The sequence below is a fragment of the Azospirillum sp. Sh1 genome (assembly GCF_008365135.1).
In the GTDB taxonomy this organism is placed as follows: domain Bacteria; phylum Pseudomonadota; class Alphaproteobacteria; order Azospirillales; family Azospirillaceae; genus Azospirillum; species Azospirillum oryzae.
The window spans coordinates 40,311-57,867 of the sequence record NZ_VTTK01000024.1 but is presented as its reverse complement, the minus strand read 5'-3'; the positions used below and the strand labels follow the sequence as shown (position 1 = coordinate 57,867).

The window sequence follows — 17,557 nt, the reverse complement described above, 5'->3', positions numbered from 1 at the left end:
TCAGTGTTCCGTCAGCAGGGCGACCGTCATCGTCTGGTTGTGCAGCCGGCAATCGACCAGATCGCGCATCGGTCCGATCTCCCCATAAGAATAGAAGCCGGCCAGCACCGCGCCCGGCCCCATCCGGTCCGCCACCGCCTGCACCTCTTCCTCCACCCGGTCGCCCATCACCAGCTTGCGGCCGACGCAGCTGACCAGAAGGGCGAGCCGGTCGCCCGCCGCTTCACCCGCTCCAGCGGCGGCGATGGCGCCGGCCTGCTCCGCCCCGTCGACCAGCCCGTCGGTGCTGGCGTGCATAAGCCGCAGGTAGAAGCCCTCCTCAACCGTGCCGGCTAGGATCAGGCCGCCGGCCGCCTCGTCGATGCCGAGGATGGTGCGGATCAGCCCGACCGAATCATGGTTGCCGTTCAGCAGTTCGAACGGAAACAGCAGGCCCGACGCCGGCAGATCGCGGGCATAGTCGCCGAGATAGCGCTTGTAGACGTTCAGCGCCGGCTCGCCGTCCAGCTGGAGCAGCAGGTTGCCGACGGCCTTCGTCACCTTGCGCGCCGGCCCGAACGGTTCCCACCCGCCGACGGAGCCGAGGCCGAGATGCAGGCTCCCGCCGTAAAGCCCGACCGCCACCGCCCGGCTGTCGGACACGCCGGACGGCCCCAGCACCACCGTGCGGACGAAGGCGCCGCCGTCGCCGGCCAGCCCGCCCGACACCGGAATGCCCGCCGGCAGGCGCGAGGACAGCCCGTCGATCAGCGCGCTGCCGTTCACGCCGACGCCGCGGGCGAACAGCAGGACCCCCGACAGGCCGGGCCGGGCGGCGAGCGCCTCTCCCAGCGCTTCCCCCGCCCGCTGGCTGTCGTCGGTGGAGGCGATGTCGGCTTCGACCGCGACCGCGTCTCCGCCGCGCTCGAAACGGATGGCGGTGACGGTGCAGGACCCGTCGAGCACGGCGTCGCCGGCGATCTCGCCCGCCGTGCTGCATCCGGCGATCACGGCGCCGGGGAATGCGGAGGCCAGCCGGGCGGCGAGGTCCGGACCGTCGAAGACGTCGACGGAACCGAAGACCAGGGCGAGATCGGCCGGCTGCGGAGCCAGCTCCGCCGCCGGAGGTGCGAACGCCGCCTGCCAGACCCGCATGCCTCTCCCCATCGCCGATAATTTCCGGGGAAAGACTACCACGCGGTCGGAGTCGGGAAGAGGCCCTATAACGTTCGGGGGTGGCGGATGGTCATAATGACGCACGCAGCATCCGGGATCGGATGGCCATAATTCGAATTGGGTATAACCCGGAGTGGCGGAAAATGAGAGTTCCCCCGTAAGGATCTGTCAACCACACTGCGGTATGGTTGGTCTGCCAAGCAGTGCGGATCGGAATCAATCCCCGGGAGTGGGGGAGCGGTCCGCGGCCGGCAGGAACGAACAAAACGGGCAAAAGCCCGACCTGACGCATTTTCCGGGGAGCAGGACGCATATGACGATGGACGCGCGCGACGACACCATGATGCCGGACCGCCAGGACGGCACCCCACGCAGCAGACGGATGGGCGTACGCGGCAAGCTTCTGCTCGCCTTCGCCGGTATGGCCGGCATGACGGTCGCCGCCAGCATCGTCGGGCTGACGTCCTTCTCGGCGGTTGAACGGCCGTTGACGCAGATCGTCGGCACCGGCCTGCCGGAGATGGAGTTGGCGAAGCGCCTGTCCGGCGAAAGCAGCGGCATCGCCGCCGCCGCCCCGGTGCTGGCCGCCGCGGAAAGCCAGAGCGAGCGCGAGCGCGTCTATGGCGAGATCATGGGCAACGGCAAGGCGCTGGGCGCCCTGGTGGAGGAATTGGCCTCCCACCGTTCCGGCGATCCCCGGATCGGCGAGCTGCGCAGCAAGACCGAAGGCCTGATCGCCACGCTGGAGCACGGCAACGCCGCGGCCAACCAGCGCCTGTCCGTCCGCGGCACGCGCGAGGCGATGGCCGTCGATCTGGCGAAGTCCTACGACGCCTTCCTTGCAAATCTTGCCCCGCTGACCGAGCGGGCCGGGGCCACCCTGCGCAGCAAGGGCGAGACGCTGGACAACAGCACCGAGCGCGACATGAACGCGCTGGGCGACGCCGTCCGCTCCCTGATCACCATGTATGAGGTGCGCGGCGACCTGGGCGTGGCGTCGGAGTCCCTGACCCGCGCCGGGGGCGCGGAGACCGCCTTCGCCGTCACCCAGCACCAGCAGAGCTATCTGGAAGCGGCCGCCCGCATCGTCAGCGCCACCGCGCAGATCGGCAGCCGCCTGAGCAAGGAGGCTTCCGACGGGCTGGACGCCTTCTTCCAGCTGGGCGACGGCGCCACCGGCGTCTTCGACATGCGTCGCAAGGCCCTCGAACTGCCGGTCGGCAGCGCCGAACGCGAAGCACTGCGCCAGAAGACGGCGGATGTCCTGGCCGACGCCGCACGCCGGCAGGCTTCCCTGCTGGAGCAGATGGAATCGCCGTTGATGCGGCTGAAGGCGGAAATCAAGCTGTCGAGCGTCAACGTCCGCTCGCAGACTCGCGATTCCATGCAGGATCTGCTGGGCGACGGATTGGCCCGCTTCCGGACCTATCTGGAACTGTCGACCTACGCTGCCGCCACCGTCGGCGCGCTGAACGAGGCGACGCAGGCGCCCAATGCCGAACGGCTGACGATGCTGGAAACCCGCTTCACCACTGCCGCCAAGGCGATGGAGGAGCGGCTGAAGGCGCTGCAGTCCGCCGGTGACGACGGGCTGCCGAAGCTGGTCAAGAGCGCCGAGGTCCTGGCCGGCTTCGGCAAGGGCGACAACAGCCTGTTCAAGCTGCGCCGCTCCGAACTCGCCGCTGCCGAAGAGAACGAGAAGGTCCTGACGGAGAACCGCCAGATCGCCCGGCAGTTCGCCGGCATGGTCGACGACCAGATCTCCGCGATGAAGCAGGAGGCGGACACCGCCGCCGCCGGGGCGACCGATGCGCTGTCGGCCGGCCGCAAGATGCTGATCCTGTTCGCGGTCGCCAGCCTGATCGGTGCCGCCGCCCTGGCGTGGTTCGTCGTAGGCCGCAACATCGTCGCGCGCATCAGCCAGCTGTCCGATGCCATGCGGGCGATCGCCGCCGGAAACCTGAACGCGCCGATTCCCGCTGCCGGTTCCGACGAGATCGGCGACATGACCCGCGCCCTGATGGTCTTCCGCGATACCGCCAACGAGGCGAGCGCCGCCAACGCCCGCGCCGAAGCCGAACGCAGCCGTGCCGCCGGCGAGCGCCGCCGCGCCATGGTCGAGATGGCCGAGAATTTCGAGAGCAGCGTGCGCGGCGTGCTCGACCGCGTTGCCCGTGCCGCCGGCGAAATGCAGGACATGGCCCAGCGCATGAGCCGCAATGCCGAGGCCACCACCGGCGAGGCCGCCACCGCGGCCAGCACCTCGCAGCAGGCCGAAGGCAGCGTCAAGGCGGTGGCCGCCGCGACGGAGGAGCTGTCTGCCTCGATCCAGGAGATCGGCAGTCAGGTCCACGCCTCCAGCCAGATCGCCCGCAAGGCGGCGACCGAGGCCGAACGCACCGACCGCACGGTGGAGGGGCTGTCGCAGTCCGCCAACAAGATCGGCGAGGTGGTGCAACTCATCAACGACATCGCCAGCCAGACCAACCTGCTGGCGCTGAACGCGACCATCGAGGCCGCCCGCGCCGGCGAGGCCGGCAAGGGCTTCGCCGTGGTGGCGTCGGAGGTCAAGAGCCTCGCCAACCAGACCGGCAAGGCGACGGAGGAGATCTCCAGCCAGATCCAGGCGATGCAGTCGGTGACGCAGGATGCGGTGGACGCCATCCGCTCCATCGCCGGCACCATCCGCGAGATCAACGAGATCGCCGCCACCGTCGCCGCGGCGGTCGAGCAGCAGAGTGCCGCCACCCGCGAGATCGCCCGCAACGTGGGCGAGGCCGCCGACGGCACCCAGCATGTCCGGCGCAACATCGACTCCGTCGCCCGCGCCGCCGCGGAGTCCGGCGAATCCGCCACCCGCGTGCTGACCGCCTCCTCCACCGTCGCCGACGAGGTGCGGTCGCTGGGGTCCCAGGTCGACGGCCTCGTCAACCGCATGCGGGCCGGCTGACCGGTCCGCAGGAGCGACAGGCAACAAAAAAGCCCCTCTTCCTTCAAGGGAAAGGGGCTTTTCTTATGCCAGGACGGTCGGTCAGCGGCGACGCGGCTCGACCGTGACCGGCCGCCAGATCACCGCGGCGCCGGCACCGGCGCCGCAGGCGCCGCCGCAGAATTCCTCATGTGTGTCGGTGGCGCCGTCCTGGGTGCTGGGGGACGTGCCGCCCTGTGTTCCGGTGGTCGCCCGCGCCTGTTGCTGCTGGGCCATCTGCTGCTGTTGGGACTGAGTGGTCATACCATTTCTCCTCTCGGGGAGGCATGAGGTATCAAAATACTCAGAGACGATCAACTGGGATTTTCGGCCGATATCTTGTGATTTATTTTGGCTGCGAGCGCGGCGGCCGACGTTTGTTTTGCGATGCCGAAGAATTGATCGTGCATCGCACAAGAAGAGAGCAAGACGGACCAAGCCCTTCGTCCGCAAACAAAATGCGCCCTTCCCCACGGTGGAGGAAGGGCGCATTTGCTGGCATCGGTGCGGCGGAAAGCCGCGCGGTGGTGCAGTGCGGTAAAGCGGTCAGCCGCTGTTGCGCAGACCAGCGGCGATGCCGTTGATGGTCAGATGGATGCCGCGGGCGATCTGCTCGCCGCTGTCGCTGGTGCGGTGGCGCTTCAGCAACTCGACCTGGACATGGTTTAGCGGGTCGAGATAGGGGAAGCGGTTGCGGATCGACCGTGCCAGCAGCGGGTTGTTCTCCAGCAGGGCCGACTGCTCGGTGATCGCCAACAGCGCGTCGATGCTGTCCTGCCACTCCGCCCGGATGCGGGAGAAGATGGCATCGCGCAGCGCCGGATCCGACACCAGCCCGGCATAACGCGACGCGATGGCGATGTTCGACTTGGACAGCACCATGTCCATGTTGGACAGCAGCGTGCTGAAGAAGCCCCAGTCGCGGTGCATGGCGCGCAGCCGTTCCATCCCGTCGGGATGCTGGGCCAGATACGCCTTTACTGCCGACCCGAAGCCATACCAGCCCGGCAGCATCAGGCGGCATTGCGCCCAGCTGAACACCCAGGGAATGGCGCGCAGATCCTCGATGCTGGTCGACTTCTTGCGCGAGGCCGGCCGGCTGCCGATGTTGAGGTTGGCGATCTCGCCGATCACCGTCGATTCCCAGAAATACTTCTCGAAGCCCTCGGTCTCGTAGACCAGCCCGCGATAGGCCTTGAAGGCATGCTCCGACAGCTCTTCCATGGTCTGGAGGAACAGATCGGTGCACGGAGCCGCCGATTCCGGGTGCAGCAGCGTGGCTTCCAGCGTCGCCGCCGCCAGCGTTTCCAGGTTTCGGCGGCCGACTTCCGGGTTGGAATATTTGCCGGCGATGACCTCGCCCTGTTCGGTGATGCGGATGGCGCCCTGCACGGCGCCGGCCGGCTGGGCCAGGATCGCCTGATAGCTGGGGCCGCCGCCGCGGCCGACCGAGCCGCCGCGGCCGTGGAACAGCCGCAGACGCACGCCATGCTTGGCGAACACCTCGACCAGCGCGATTTCGGCCTTGTACAGTTCCCAGCCGGAGGTGAGGAAGCCGCCGTCCTTGTTGCTGTCCGAATAGCCGAGCATCACCTCCTGCAGGTTGCCGCGGCTTTCCAGGAAGCGCCGGTAGGTCGGGATCGACAGCAGCCGGTCCATGGTGGCCGCACAGTTGCGCAGGTCGCCGATGGTCTCGAACAGCGGCGCGATGTTCAGGTCCAGCGCCTTTTCCTTCGGCCGCAGCAGCCCGGCTTCCTTCAGCAGGACGGCGACCTCCAGGATGTCCGACACGCCGTCGGTCTTGGAGATGACGCAGTTCACCACCGCATCGGCGCCGAAACGGGCGCGGGCATCGGCGGCGGTGCGCAGGATGTCCAGTTCGGAGTTCGTCTCTTCCGAATAATCGGCGTAGCGCGAGGCCAGCGGGCGGTTGGTCTCCAGTTCGCGGACCAGCAGTTCGATCCGCTCGTCCTCCGACAGCGCCTTGTAATCGACGTCGGCGTCGGCGAAGGACAGCAGCTCCGCCACCGTGCGCTCATGCACGTCGGAGTTCTGGCGCAGGTCGATGCTGGCCAGATGGAAGCCGAACAGGTCGACGGCGCGCCGCAGGTGGCGCAGCCGGCCCTTGGCAAGTGCCGCCGAGCCGTTGACGGTCAGCGAACGGTCGATGATGTCGAGGTCGGCGCCGAATTCCGCCGGGGACAGGTAGGGCGGCGCTTCGCCCACGGCGTGGCGCGGCGCCTCCAGCCCGTCCAGCGTCCGCAGCGTCGCGGCGACCCGCGCATAGAGGCCGGAGATGGCGCGGCGGTACGGTTCCATCTTGCGGTGCGGCGAAGGATCGGGCGAGCGTTCGGCCAGCTGGCGCAACGGCTCCGACACGTCGATGACGCGGGTGCTCAGCGAAAGCTCCGACCCCAGCGTGTGCAGTTCGTCCAGGTAGAACTGCAGGGCACGGGTGCTCTGCATCCGCATCGCCTGGCGCAGCACCGGCGCGGTGACGAAGGGGTTGCCGTCGCGGTCGCCGCCGATCCAGCTGCCCATGCGTAGGAAGGACGGCAGCTCCGTCGTCGCCCAGGACGGGTCGGTCTTGCGCAGATGGTCTTCAAGCTGGGCGTAGAAGCGCGGCATCTCGCGCAGGAAGGTGTAGTCGTAGAAGGTCAGGCCGTTCGCCACCTCGTCCGTCACCGCCAGCTTGGTGGCGCGCAGGATCGCGGTCTGCCACAGCGTCAGCACGGCGCGCTGGAGCGATTCGAGGTTGGTGTCCTCCTCCTCCGGCGTCATCGGCCCGTGGTCGCGCTCGGCCAGCAGCTTGGCGACCGCCATCTGCACGGTCAGGATGCTCTTGCGCTGCACCTCGGTCGGGTGGGCGGTCAGCACCGGGCTGACCAGCGCGCCGTCGAAGAACTCCTTCAGCTGCTGGGTGGTGACGCCGGCCTTCGCCGCCTCGTCCAGCGCATGGGCCATGGTGCCCTCGCGCGGGGCCGACCCGGCGAGCGCATGGGCACGGGTGCGGCGGATGTGGTGCTGGTCCTCGGCGATGTTGGCGAGGTGCGAGAAGAAGCTGTAGGCCCGCACCACCCGCGCCGTCTGCGGTGGCGACAGGCTGTTCAGGATCGCCTCCAGCTCCTTGCGGGCGCCCTGGTCCTCTTCGCGGTGGAAGCGGATGGAGGTCTGGCGGATCCGCTCGACGATGTCGAACACCGCCTCCCCCTCCTGGCTGCGGACGGTGTCGCCCAGGATGCGCCCCAGCAGGCGGATGTCTTCGCGGAGCGGCTGGTCCTTCGTCTCGGAACTTTCCTGCAGCAGGATGGCGGACATGGGCGACGGTTTCCTGGTCGAGGATGGACGGATACGGGTCGATGCGCGAACGCCGGATACTGAATGGGGATGATCAAAGTCCGGGCAGGAGAATCCCCCTGCACGCGAAGTGGTCAGACCATCGGCGACAGCATGCCCATTCTGTCAGAAGTTTCAACCGTCCGTGTGCTGGTGCGAAATGATTTCCATAATTCGCAGCGCTGAGAAATGCGACGTCGCATAGGGCCCTTCGGAACCGAGGGGCTTGCTTGTTAACTAGTATGGTAGTATCCTTGAATTGTTGTTGCCGCCAGCCGATGGTCCCTCGACCGGATCGGGCGGGCTTAGGGGTGGAAAAGCGATGCTGAGCAAGATCGACGTGGACTCCAGCGAGCCGATCGCGCGGCGCGTGTACCGGGTGCTTCGCCAAGCCATCGTGACGATGCAGTTCCGCCCAGGTCAAGCCCTGTCCGAGCAGGAGATCGCCGACCAGCTCGGCGTCAGCCGCCAGCCGGTGCGCGAAGCCTTCATCAAGCTGAGCGAGTCGGGACTGCTGACCATCCGGCCGCAGCGTGGGACTTTCGTCGTCAAGATCTCGGTCAAGCAGGTGCTCGACGCCCGCTTCGTGCGCGAGGCGGTGGAGACCGCCGTGGTGCGCAAGGCCTGCGAAACCATCACGCCGGCCGGCATCGCCGAACTGCGCGACAACCTCAAGGCCCAGTGGGACATCGCCGACGAGGCGGTCCCGGTGCGTTTCCTGGAGCTGGACGAGGCCTTCCACCGGACCATCGCCATCGGGGCGGAGTGCGACTATGCATGGCGTATCGTCGAGGAGACGAAGGCCCAGATGGACCGCGTCCGCTATCTCAGCGTCCCGTACGCCACGCCGATCCGCCGGCTGATCTCGCAGCATCAGGCGGTGGTCGAGGCCATCGTCGCCCGCGACCCCGTGAAGGCGGAGGCGGCGATGGGCCTGCACCTGCGCGAGATCCTGACCTCCCTGCCCGAGTTGGAGAGCAAATTCCCCGACCTGTTCACCCTCGATGACGCCGCCCCTCCGCCGCCCCAGAGGGCGACCTCCCGAAATGCGGGCCGCGCGAGGGTTGCCGGAGCGCGCTGAGCGGCACAGCTTTCAGGGGGACGGTGAGGGACGGTCCGGCGTGGTTCATCAGCCTCCATCGACGGCATGGTCGGAGAGATCAGTTCGTCCAGGGAACAATCCGGGTTGCCCTTCTCCGATACTCGTGACATACTACCATACAAGAATGTGAGCTTGCGGCTCGCCAGGAAGGAAACCGCTCCCATGCAAACGCCCGCATCGTCCTCTTCCCCTTCCGGCACCCCGTCCCGGCGCCTTGGCGATTCCGTCCTGTCGACCCTGCCGGCGGCGGTCGCGCGGCCCGGTTATGACCGCAGGGATCTGGAGATCGGCATCGTCCATCTCGGCGTCGGCGCCTTCCAGCGCGCCCATCAGGCGGCCTACACCGACGCGCTGCTGGAGACGCAGTTCGGGGCGTGGGGCATCGCCGGGGTCAGCCTGCGCAGCCCCGACACCCGCGACGCCCTGGAACCGCAGGACGGGCTCTACACCGTCGCCGTGCGCGACGCGGAGGGGGAGCGGCTGCGGGTGATCGGCTGCCTGCTGGAACTGCTGGTGGCGCATGAGGATCCGGAAGCGGTGCTGGAGCGGATGTGCCGCCCGTCGGTGCGCATCGTCACCCTGACGGTGACGGAGAAGGGCTATTGCCACGATCCGGCGACCGGCGCGCTGAACGAGGGCCATCCCGACATCCGCCACGACCTGGACAACCCCGCCAAGCCGCGCACCGCCATCGGCTTCCTGATCGAGGCGCTGGCCCGCCGCCGCGCCGCCGGGTTGCCGCCCTTCACCGTGCTGAGCTGCGACAACCTGCCGAGCAACGGCGACACAGTCGCCCGCATCCTGCGCCGCTTCGCCGAATTGCGCGGTGCCGATTTCGGCGCCTGGGTGGCGGAGACGGTCGCCTGCCCCAACAGCATGGTCGACCGCATCGTCCCCGCCACCACCGAGGCCGACCGCGCCCGCGTATCCCAGTCGCTCGGCGTGCAGGATGCCTGGCCGGTGGTGACGGAGCCCTTCACGCAATGGGTGGTCGAGGACCGCTTCCCCGCCGGCCGCCCGGCCTGGGAGACGGTGGGGGTGGAACTGGTCGCCGACGTCCATCCCTATGAGACGATGAAGCTGCGGCTGCTGAACGGCAGCCATTCCACCATTGCCTATCTGGGATATCTGGCGGGCTACGAGACGGTGTCGGACACGATGGCCGATCCCGCCTTCGCCACGCTGGTCCGCAACCTGATGGACCGCGAGACCGGGCCGACGCTGCACATGCCGCCCGGTGCCGATCTGGAGCAGTACAAGGACGCGCTGATCGCCCGCTTCCGCAATCCGGCGCTTCGCCACCGCACCTGGCAGATCGCCATGGATGGCACGCAGAAGCTGCCGCAGCGTCTGCTGAACCCGATCCGCGACCGGCTGGCCGCCGGCGAAACCATCGACCGGCTGGTCCTGGCCGTCGCCGCCTGGATGCGCTACGTCGCCGGCACCGACGAGGCGGGTAAGCCCATCGACGTGCGCGACCCGATGGCCGCCAAACTGGCGGAGATCGCCGCATCAACCGCCGGCAACCCCGACCGGCTGGCCGAGGCGCTGTTCGGCCTGTCAGCGGTGTTCGGTGACGACCTGCCGCGCGACCCGCGCTTCACCGAACCGGTCACCGCCGCGCTCAAGCGTCTGTTCGCCGAGGGCGCCCGCGCCGTGGTCGCCGCGACCGCCTGATCCCGCTTCACAGCATCATCTTCTATAGGGAGTGTTCCCGTGGTTGCCCTGACCGTCGAAAAGCCGCATGTGCTGGCGCTCCGCCCCGAAAGCGCCCCCGACTCCGGGCCGGTCAAGGCCGGCGAGGTGCTGGTCCGCGTCCAGCGCGCCGGGATCTGCGGGTCGGACCTGCACATCTACCACGGCTCCAACCCCTTCGCGGTCTATCCCCGAGTCATCGGCCACGAGTTCGCCGGCACGGTCGAGGCGGTCGGCGACAGCGTGGGCAACGTCGCGGTCGGCGACCATGTCGTGGTCGATCCGGTGGTGTCTTGCGGCCGCTGCTATGCCTGCCGCGCCGGGCGCACCAATGTCTGCGCCAATCTGGAGGTGTTCGGCGTCCATCGCGACGGCGGCTTCCGCAACCATGTCGTGGTGCCGGCGGCCAACGCCATCAAGGTGCGCTCCGACCTGCCCATCTCGCTTGCCGCACTGGCGGAGCCGCTGTCGATCGCCGCCAACGTGCTGTCGCGCACAGGCATCGGGCCCGACGACACGGTGCTGGTCTATGGCGCCGGGACGGTCGGGCTGACGGTGGTGCAGGTCGCCAAGCTGCACGGCGCCCGCTGCATCGTCGCCGACCTGGACGACAAACGGCTGGAACGGGCGAAGGAGTTCGGCGCCGATGTCGTCCTCAACTCCGCGCGCGTGTCGGTGCCCGACGCGGTGCGCGACGAGAATGACGGGCTGGGTCCGACGGTGGTGATCGACGGCGCCGGCGTGCCGGCCCTGCTGGAGGAGGCCTGCCGCCTCGCCAGCCCGGCGGCGCGCATCGGCCTGCTGGGCTTCTCCCCCGCCCCCTGCAACATCAGCCAGCAGGAGATCGTGAAGAAGGAGCTGACCCTGGTCGGTTCCCGCCTGAACCGCCGCCTGCTGCCGCAGGTCATCGACTGGCTGGAGAGCGGCAAGCTGAATCCTGCGGCGATGATCACCCAGGTCTTCCCGATCGCCGATGCGGCGAGCGCCTTCGCCCTGATCGAAAACGACCCGTCCAGCACCATCAAGGTCCAGCTCGACTTCGAAGGCTGAGAGTTCGTGAGCTTTTCTCGGCCGTCATTCCCGCGAAGGCGGGAATCCAGACCTTCCGAAAGGCGGCTCTGCCGGCGAAGCCTGGATCCCCGCCTTCGCGGGGATGACGCCCGACGGAAGGGCCGCAAGGCCCAATACCTCTGACCGCCGAACCGCAGCCACACGTCAAACAATGGCGGACCTGATCCGCCCATAACGGAGGGACACCAGGATGAACAGCAAGACCCCGATCTCGCGCCGCACGCTGGCCAAGACCATCGGTCTCGGCGCCGGCATCGCCGCCGGTGCGACGCTGCTGGGCGGCATCACCGCGCCGGCCATCGTCCGCGCCCAGGCCAAGACGACGCTGAAGCTCGGCCACCTCGCCAACGAGGACAATGTCTGGCACAAGGCCTCGCTGGTCTTCGCCGAGGAAGTTGCCAAGCGCACCAACGGCGCGGTCGAGGTCAAGGTGTTCCCCAACGAGCAGCTCGGCAAGGAAACCGACCTGATCAAGGGTATCCAGCTCGGCACCATCGACTTCACCATCACCGGTGAATCGCTGCAGAACTGGGCGCCGGCCGCGGCGTTGCTGGCGGTTCCCTACGCCATCCGCGACCTCGACCATCTCGACAAGGTCGTCACCGGCGAGCCGGGCAAGAAGATCGCGGACGCCATCGAGCAGAAGACCCAGCTGGTCCCGCTGACCTACTTCGCCCGCGGCCCGCGCAACCTGACCAGCAAGCGCCCGATCAAGTCGCCGGACGAGCTGAACGGCCTGAAGATGCGCGTGCCGAACGTGCCGCTGTTCGTGTCCTTCTGGCAGGGGCTGGGCGCCAAGCCGACGCCGATGGCCTTCTCGGAGGTCTTCACCGGCCTGCAGAACGACACCATCGAGGCGCAGGAGAACCCGCTGGCCCTGATCAAGTCGGCGAGCTTCTACGAAGTCCAGAAATACGTGAACCTGACGGAGCACGTCATCAGCTGGATCTATCTGGTCGGCGGCTCGAAGAAGCTGAACAAGATGCCGGCCGAACAGCGCGCCGCCATCATGGAAGCCGCCAAGGCCGCCCAGGCCGCCGAGCGCAAGCTGTTCATCGAGGACGAGACCAAGCTGGCGGCCGACCTGAAGGCCAAGGGCATGGAGTTCATCACCGTCGACAAGGCCGCCTTCGCCGAGAAGGGCCGCCCGGCCGTCGTCGCGGCGCTGTCGCCGGAGATCAAGCCGATCTACGACGAAATCCTCGCGGTGAAGTGAGCGGGAACCGAAGTCCTCTCCCGTCCCGGGAAGATCCCCTCTCCCCCCCGGGGAGAGGGTTAGGGTGAGGGGGTCGCGCGGCGAGGACTCTTGGGAAGGCACGCAATGCATCCCCCTCACCCCGACCCTCTCCCCAGGGGGGAGAGGGGGATATCTAGGGTTCGCCCTCCCCCAACCGCATGAGCCTGTCCGATGCGCAACGCCTTTTCCGCCGCGGTGGCGGCTGTATCCGCTCTTTGCCGCTGGGGAACCCTGGCGGCCATCGGCGTCCTCATCGTCGTCGTGACCATCCAGGTGCTGGGCCGCGTCCCCGGTTTCCCCTCGCCGCCCTGGACGGAAGAGGTGGCCCGCTTCGCGCTTGTCCATCTCGTCGCCTTCTCCTGCGGGCTGGCCCTGCTGCGCGGCGAACTGGTGAACGTCGACATGTTCATCCTGCTGCTGCCCAGGCCGCTGCAATGGGCCGTCGCCCGGCTGGTCGATGTGGCGATCCTGGTCTTCGCCGTCGCCATCATCCCCGGCGCCTGGGACTATGTCGTCGGCAGCGTCGGCGAGCGGGCGCGCTCCATCAACGTTCCGATGATCTGGGTCTATGTCGTGACGCTGATCATCCCGGTGTCGCTCGCCTTCTTCTCGATAGCCCGGCTGGCCGGGCTCGGGCGCGATTCCGCGCCGCCCAGCCATGGGGAAACCGTCTGATGGTCACCGCACTGTTCCTCACCTTCGCCATCCTGCTGATCCTGGGCGCGCCGGTCGGCATCGCGCTGGGCGGCGCCTCGGCGGTCTATCTGGTCGGCAGCGACATCGACCTCGCGGTGGTTCCGCAGTTCATGTATGCGGGCATGGACAGCTTCGTCCTGCTCTGCATCCCCGGCTTCGTGCTGGCCGGCAATCTGATGAACGGCGGCGGCATCACCGACCAGATCGTGCTGTTCAGCAACCGGCTGGTCGGCCATATCCGCGGCGGCCTCGGCCTTGCCAACGTGACGGGGTCGATGGTGTTCGCCGGCATCTCCGGCACCGCGGTGGCGGAGACCGCCTCCATCGGCGCGGTGATGATCCCGGCGATGCGCAAGTCCGGCTACGACGCGCCCTTCGCCGCCGCCGTCACCGCCGCCGCCTCCACCGTCGGACCGATCATCCCGCCCAGCGTGCCGATGATCATCGTCGGCACCCTGACCGGTCTGTCGGTCGGCAAGATGTTCATGGCCGGCGCCATTCCGGGCCTGTTGCTGGGCATCGGCATGATGTTGACGGTCTGGATCCTGGCGCGGGCGCGCAACTATCCGAAGGAACCCTGGCAGGGCTTCGGCGCACTGCTGCGCGCCAGCCGCGGCGCCTTCTGGGCGCTGCTGATGACGGCGATCATCCTGTTCGGCATCGTCGGCGGCTATTTCACCCCGACCGAGGCGTCGGTGGTGGCGGCGCTCTATGCCTTCGTCATCGGGTTGTTCGTCTACAAGGGCTTCAAACTGCGCCAGCTGCCGGCGATCCTGCTGGAAAGCGCAATCGGAGCCGGCGGGCTGATCCTGCTGGTGGGCCTCGCCAACGTCTTCGGCTGGATCCTGACCAGCGAACAGATCCCGCAGGCCATCGCCGCCTCGATGCTGGCGCTGACCACCAACAAGTACCTGATCATTCTGCTGATCAACATCCTGCTGCTGATCGTCGGCACCTTCATGGAGACGATTGCCGCGCTGATCATCCTGTTCCCGCCGCTGCTGGCGGTGGCGACCCAGGTCGGCATCGACCCGATCCATTTCGCCACCTTCGCCGTGCTGAACCTGATGATCGGCCTGACCACACCGCCGGTCGGCGTCTGCCTGTTCGTCGCGGCCAACATCGCGAAGATCTCGCTGGGTGCGATCACCAAGGCAATCTGGCCCTTCCTGCTCTGCAACATCCTGATCCTGTTCCTGGTCTCCTACATCCCGGCCTTGTCGCTGTGGCTGCCGAGCCTGCTTTTCCGCTGATTTTCCAAATTCCAAAGCCCCCTCTTTCGAAGGAGTTCGCAGCCATGGAACAATCCTGGCGCTGGTTCGGTCCCGAAGACGCGATCAAGCTGAACCACATCCGCCAAGCCGGCGCCACCGGCGTGGTCACCGCCCTGCACCACATCCCCTACGGCGTCGTCTGGTCGGTTGAGGAAATCCAGAAGCGCAAGGCGATGATCGAGTCCGACAAGGAACTCGGCCTCAGCTGGACCGTGACCGAGAGCCTGCCGGTGCACGAGGCGATCAAGATCGGCGAGGGCGACCTGACCGAGCTGTTCGACAACTACCGCCAGTCGATGCGCAACCTCGCAGCCTGCGGCGTGACCACCATCTGCTACAACTTCATGCCGGTGCTGGACTGGACGCGGACGGAGCTGGCGGCGGCGCTGCCGGGCGGCGGCACCTCGCTGCGCTTCAACGCCCATGAACATGCCGCCTTCGATGTCTACATGCTGGAGCGTCCGGGCGCCGAGGAGGACCATGCGCCGGAGGTTCTCGCCAAGGCCAAAGAGTGGTTCGACCGCTCTTCCGAAAGCGACCGGGCGAAGCTGCTGACCAACATCATGGCCGGCCTGCCGGGCGCCTATGACCGCTACGACATTCCCGGTCTGCGCAAGATGATCGCGCGCTTCAACGGCATGACCGCCGACGGCCTGCGCGAGACGCTGGCCCGCTTCCTGCGCGAGGTCATTCCGACTGCGGAGGAGGTCGGCATCCGCATGGCGATCCATCCCGACGACCCGCCCCGCCCGTTGTTCGGCCTGCCCCGCATCGTCAGCACCGAGGACGACCTCGCCCACCTGATCAACGCGGTGAAGTCGCCGAACAACGGCCTGACCTTCTGCACCGGCTCGCTGGGCGCCGGCCAGACCAACGACGTGCCGGCGATGGCCAAGCGCTTCGTCGAGGACATCCACTTCGTCCATCTGCGCAACGTCGCCAAGGAGCCGGACGGGTCCTTCGAGGAAGCCGACCATCTGGGCGGCGACGTCGACATGGTGTCGGTCGTCACCACCCTGCTGGAGGAACAGAAGCGCCGCCAGGACGCCGGCAACGACAACTGGCGCCTGCCCTTCCGCCCCGACCACGGTCACGAACTGCTGGACGATGTGGGCAAGCCGACCCACCCCGGCTATCCGATGATCGGCCGCCTGCGCGGTCTGGCGGAAATCCGCGGCGTGATGACCGCCGTCGCGGCGGTGAAGCAACTGCCGATGTGAGGCGGACGCGTTTCAACGTCGGCAAGATCCCCTCTCCCCCCGCTCACGCGCAAACTTCGTTTGCGCTGACGCGACAGGCGGACCTTTGGTCCGCCGAAAGCGGGGAGAGGGTTAGGGTGAGGGGGGCGCACCGCGAGGATTCTCGGGAAAGCCACGCCGTGCATCCCCCTCACCCCGACCCTCTCCCCGGGGGGGAGAGGGGGATTTTGCCTTCTCCCCGCATCCCCAAACGGGCGAGTTTCTTGTAGAAGGCGGCGCGGGAGATGCCGAGCACCCGTGCCGCCTCCGTCGCCCGGCCGCCGCTGGCCGCGAGCGCACGGCCGAGAAGCCCGCGCTCGAACTCGTCGAAAGCCTCGTCATAGCCCGGCACGGGCTGCGGCGTCGCATGAACCAGCGCCCGGACCGGCGCCGGACGCGCCGCCTCTGCTGTTTGGACGTCGCCAAGATCCGGCAGCGCCTCGGCGAGGTCGGCAGCGGTCAGGCGGCGGTTGTCGGTCAGCAGACAGGTGCGCTCCAGCACGTTGCGCAGTTCGCGCACATTGCCGGGCCAGCGGTGACGGCCCAGCGCCTCCACCGCTTCCGGGGTCAGGCCGCGCAGGGAAAGGCCGCTGCGGGCGGCGATCTCTTGAAGAATAGATTCTGCGATGGCTTCCAGCCCGCCGCCCATCTCCGCCAGGGCCGGCAGGCGGATCGGCAGCACGTTCAGCCGATAATAAAGGTCGGAGCGGAAACGGCCGTCGCGGATCCGCTGCTCCAGATCGACGTTCGTCGCCGCGATCACCCGGACATCCACCTTCACCGGACGGTCGGAGCCCAGCGGTTCGATCTCCTGCTCCTGCAATGCCCGCAGCAGCTTGGCCTGCAGCCCCAGCGGCATGTCGCCGATTTCGTCCAGGAACAGGGTGCCGCCGTCGGCGGTCTTGAAGCGGCCTTCCCGGCCCCGGCGGTCCATCCCGGTATAGGCGCCGGGCACCGCGCCGAAGAACTCCGCCTCCAGCAGCGTTTCCGGGATCGCCGCCACGTTGACGCCGACGAAGGACCGGCCGCTGCGCGCCGACAGGCCATGGATGGCCTGGGCGATCAGCTCCTTGCCGGTCCCGGTCTCGCCCAGCAGCAGGATCGGCGCATCGGTGCGGGCGGCGAGGCGGGCCTTGCGTTTGACCTCCAGGCAGACCGGGCTGTCGCCGACATAGCTTTGCAGCGTGTAGCGCGGCTGCCGCCCCTCGTCGAGCCGGCGCCGGGTCGCCGCCAGTTCGGCCTCCAGCCGCGACAGCTCGGCCAGCAGAGGTTTCAGCCGGTGCAGGCTGTCATAGAGGACGAAGCCGACGGCGCCGATCACCTTGCCCGCGTCGTCGGTCAGCGGGAAGCGCGTCACCACCAGCCGTTGGGTGCCGAACAGCATCAGGTCGAGCAGGATCGGCTGGCCGGTCGCCAGCACCTGACGCATCTGCGAATGGGGGATGATCTCCTCCACTTCGCGGCCGATGGCCTCGGCGGGGTCGGAGATGCCGAGCATGCGGGCGTATTTCTCGTTGATCCACACCACCCGCGCGTCGCGGTCGACCGCCACCGTGCCCTCGGACTGGGTTTCCAGCGCCTCGAACAGCGACGGGATGGCGCGGCTGCGCAGCAGCGCCGCGTTCCCGGCGAAGGCGTCGCCCTCCAGGGGAACCGCCGCCATGTCCGCTCCGCCTCGCCGGCCGCCTTCCGCCCGTTCCGTCACCCTGGCCGCTCCCCTGATCCTCGCACATCCCGTGTTATCGGGACCGCGCCCGGATTCCGCAATGGCCGAGAGCCCCTTGG

General features: G+C 68.0%; 12 protein-coding genes. 8 read left to right on the top strand and 4 right to left on the bottom strand.

Annotation, left to right across the window (positions count from 1 at the left end; all coding sequences use genetic code 11):
- Positions 1–1,134 (bottom strand): FIST N-terminal domain-containing protein, encoded by a 1,134-nt coding sequence (locus tag FZ029_RS21840; RefSeq protein ID WP_149271900.1) that lies wholly within the window; start codon positions 1,132–1,134, stop codon positions 1–3.
- A 334-nt stretch (positions 1,135–1,468) separates the two neighbouring features.
- Here FZ029_RS21840 and FZ029_RS21835 point away from each other — a divergent pair, with 334 nt between their 5' ends.
- Positions 1,469–4,105 carry a methyl-accepting chemotaxis protein gene (locus tag FZ029_RS21835; RefSeq protein ID WP_149271899.1) on the top strand — a complete coding sequence of 879 codons (2,637 nt, stop codon included), beginning with the start codon at positions 1,469–1,471 and terminating at the stop codon, positions 4,103–4,105.
- A gap of 81 nt (positions 4,106–4,186) precedes the next feature.
- On the opposite strand, the gene FZ029_RS21830 is transcribed toward FZ029_RS21835, so the two are convergent.
- Both FZ029_RS21830 and ppc read right to left on the bottom strand, forming a co-directional pair.
- On the bottom strand, positions 4,187–4,387 hold the full coding sequence (locus FZ029_RS21830; protein WP_149271898.1) for a hypothetical protein: 201 nt from the start codon (positions 4,385–4,387) through the stop codon (positions 4,187–4,189).
- A 282-nt stretch (positions 4,388–4,669) separates the two neighbouring features.
- Entirely contained in the window at positions 4,670–7,441 is a 2,772-nt protein-coding gene (gene ppc, locus FZ029_RS21825; RefSeq protein WP_149271897.1) for a phosphoenolpyruvate carboxylase, read from the bottom strand.
- Between the two features lie 340 nt (positions 7,442–7,781).
- Here ppc and FZ029_RS21820 point away from each other — a divergent pair, with 340 nt between their 5' ends.
- The 7 genes from FZ029_RS21820 (at position 7,782) to uxuA (ending at position 15,754) form a co-directional block, all read left to right on the top strand.
- Positions 7,782–8,540: a GntR family transcriptional regulator gene (locus FZ029_RS21820; RefSeq protein ID WP_149271896.1), complete on the top strand. Its 759-nt coding sequence runs from the start codon at positions 7,782–7,784 to the stop codon at positions 8,538–8,540.
- 183 nt (positions 8,541–8,723) lie between these two features.
- Positions 8,724–10,238, top strand: coding sequence for a mannitol dehydrogenase family protein (locus tag FZ029_RS21815; RefSeq protein WP_149271895.1), 1,515 nt, complete (start codon positions 8,724–8,726; stop codon positions 10,236–10,238).
- A gap of 39 nt (positions 10,239–10,277) precedes the next feature.
- Complete coding sequence (locus FZ029_RS21810) at positions 10,278–11,306, top strand: Zn-dependent oxidoreductase (protein WP_149271894.1); 1,029 nt, start codon at positions 10,278–10,280, stop codon at positions 11,304–11,306.
- Positions 11,307–11,517: 211 nt separating this feature from the next.
- A complete protein-coding gene (locus tag FZ029_RS21805; protein ID WP_149271893.1) occupies positions 11,518–12,543 on the top strand; it encodes a TRAP transporter substrate-binding protein in 1,026 nt (341 codons plus the stop codon).
- Positions 12,544–12,735: 192 nt separating this feature from the next.
- Positions 12,736–13,239 (top strand): TRAP transporter small permease subunit, encoded by a 504-nt coding sequence (locus FZ029_RS21795; protein WP_149271892.1) that lies wholly within the window; start codon positions 12,736–12,738, stop codon positions 13,237–13,239.
- Complete coding sequence (locus tag FZ029_RS21790; RefSeq protein ID WP_149271891.1) at positions 13,239–14,513, top strand: TRAP transporter large permease; 1,275 nt, start codon at positions 13,239–13,241, stop codon at positions 14,511–14,513. The genes FZ029_RS21795 and FZ029_RS21790 overlap by 1 nt, the downstream gene beginning before the upstream one ends.
- Positions 14,514–14,557: 44 nt before the next feature.
- Positions 14,558–15,754 (top strand): mannonate dehydratase, encoded by a 1,197-nt coding sequence (gene uxuA, locus FZ029_RS21785; protein ID WP_149271890.1) that lies wholly within the window; start codon positions 14,558–14,560, stop codon positions 15,752–15,754.
- 169 nt (positions 15,755–15,923) lie between these two features.
- Here uxuA and FZ029_RS21775 read toward each other — a convergent pair whose 3' ends face one another.
- Positions 15,924–17,435: a sigma 54-interacting transcriptional regulator gene (locus FZ029_RS21775; RefSeq protein WP_149271889.1), complete on the bottom strand. Its 1,512-nt coding sequence runs from the start codon at positions 17,433–17,435 to the stop codon at positions 15,924–15,926.
- Positions 17,436–17,557 lie beyond the last annotated feature (122 nt).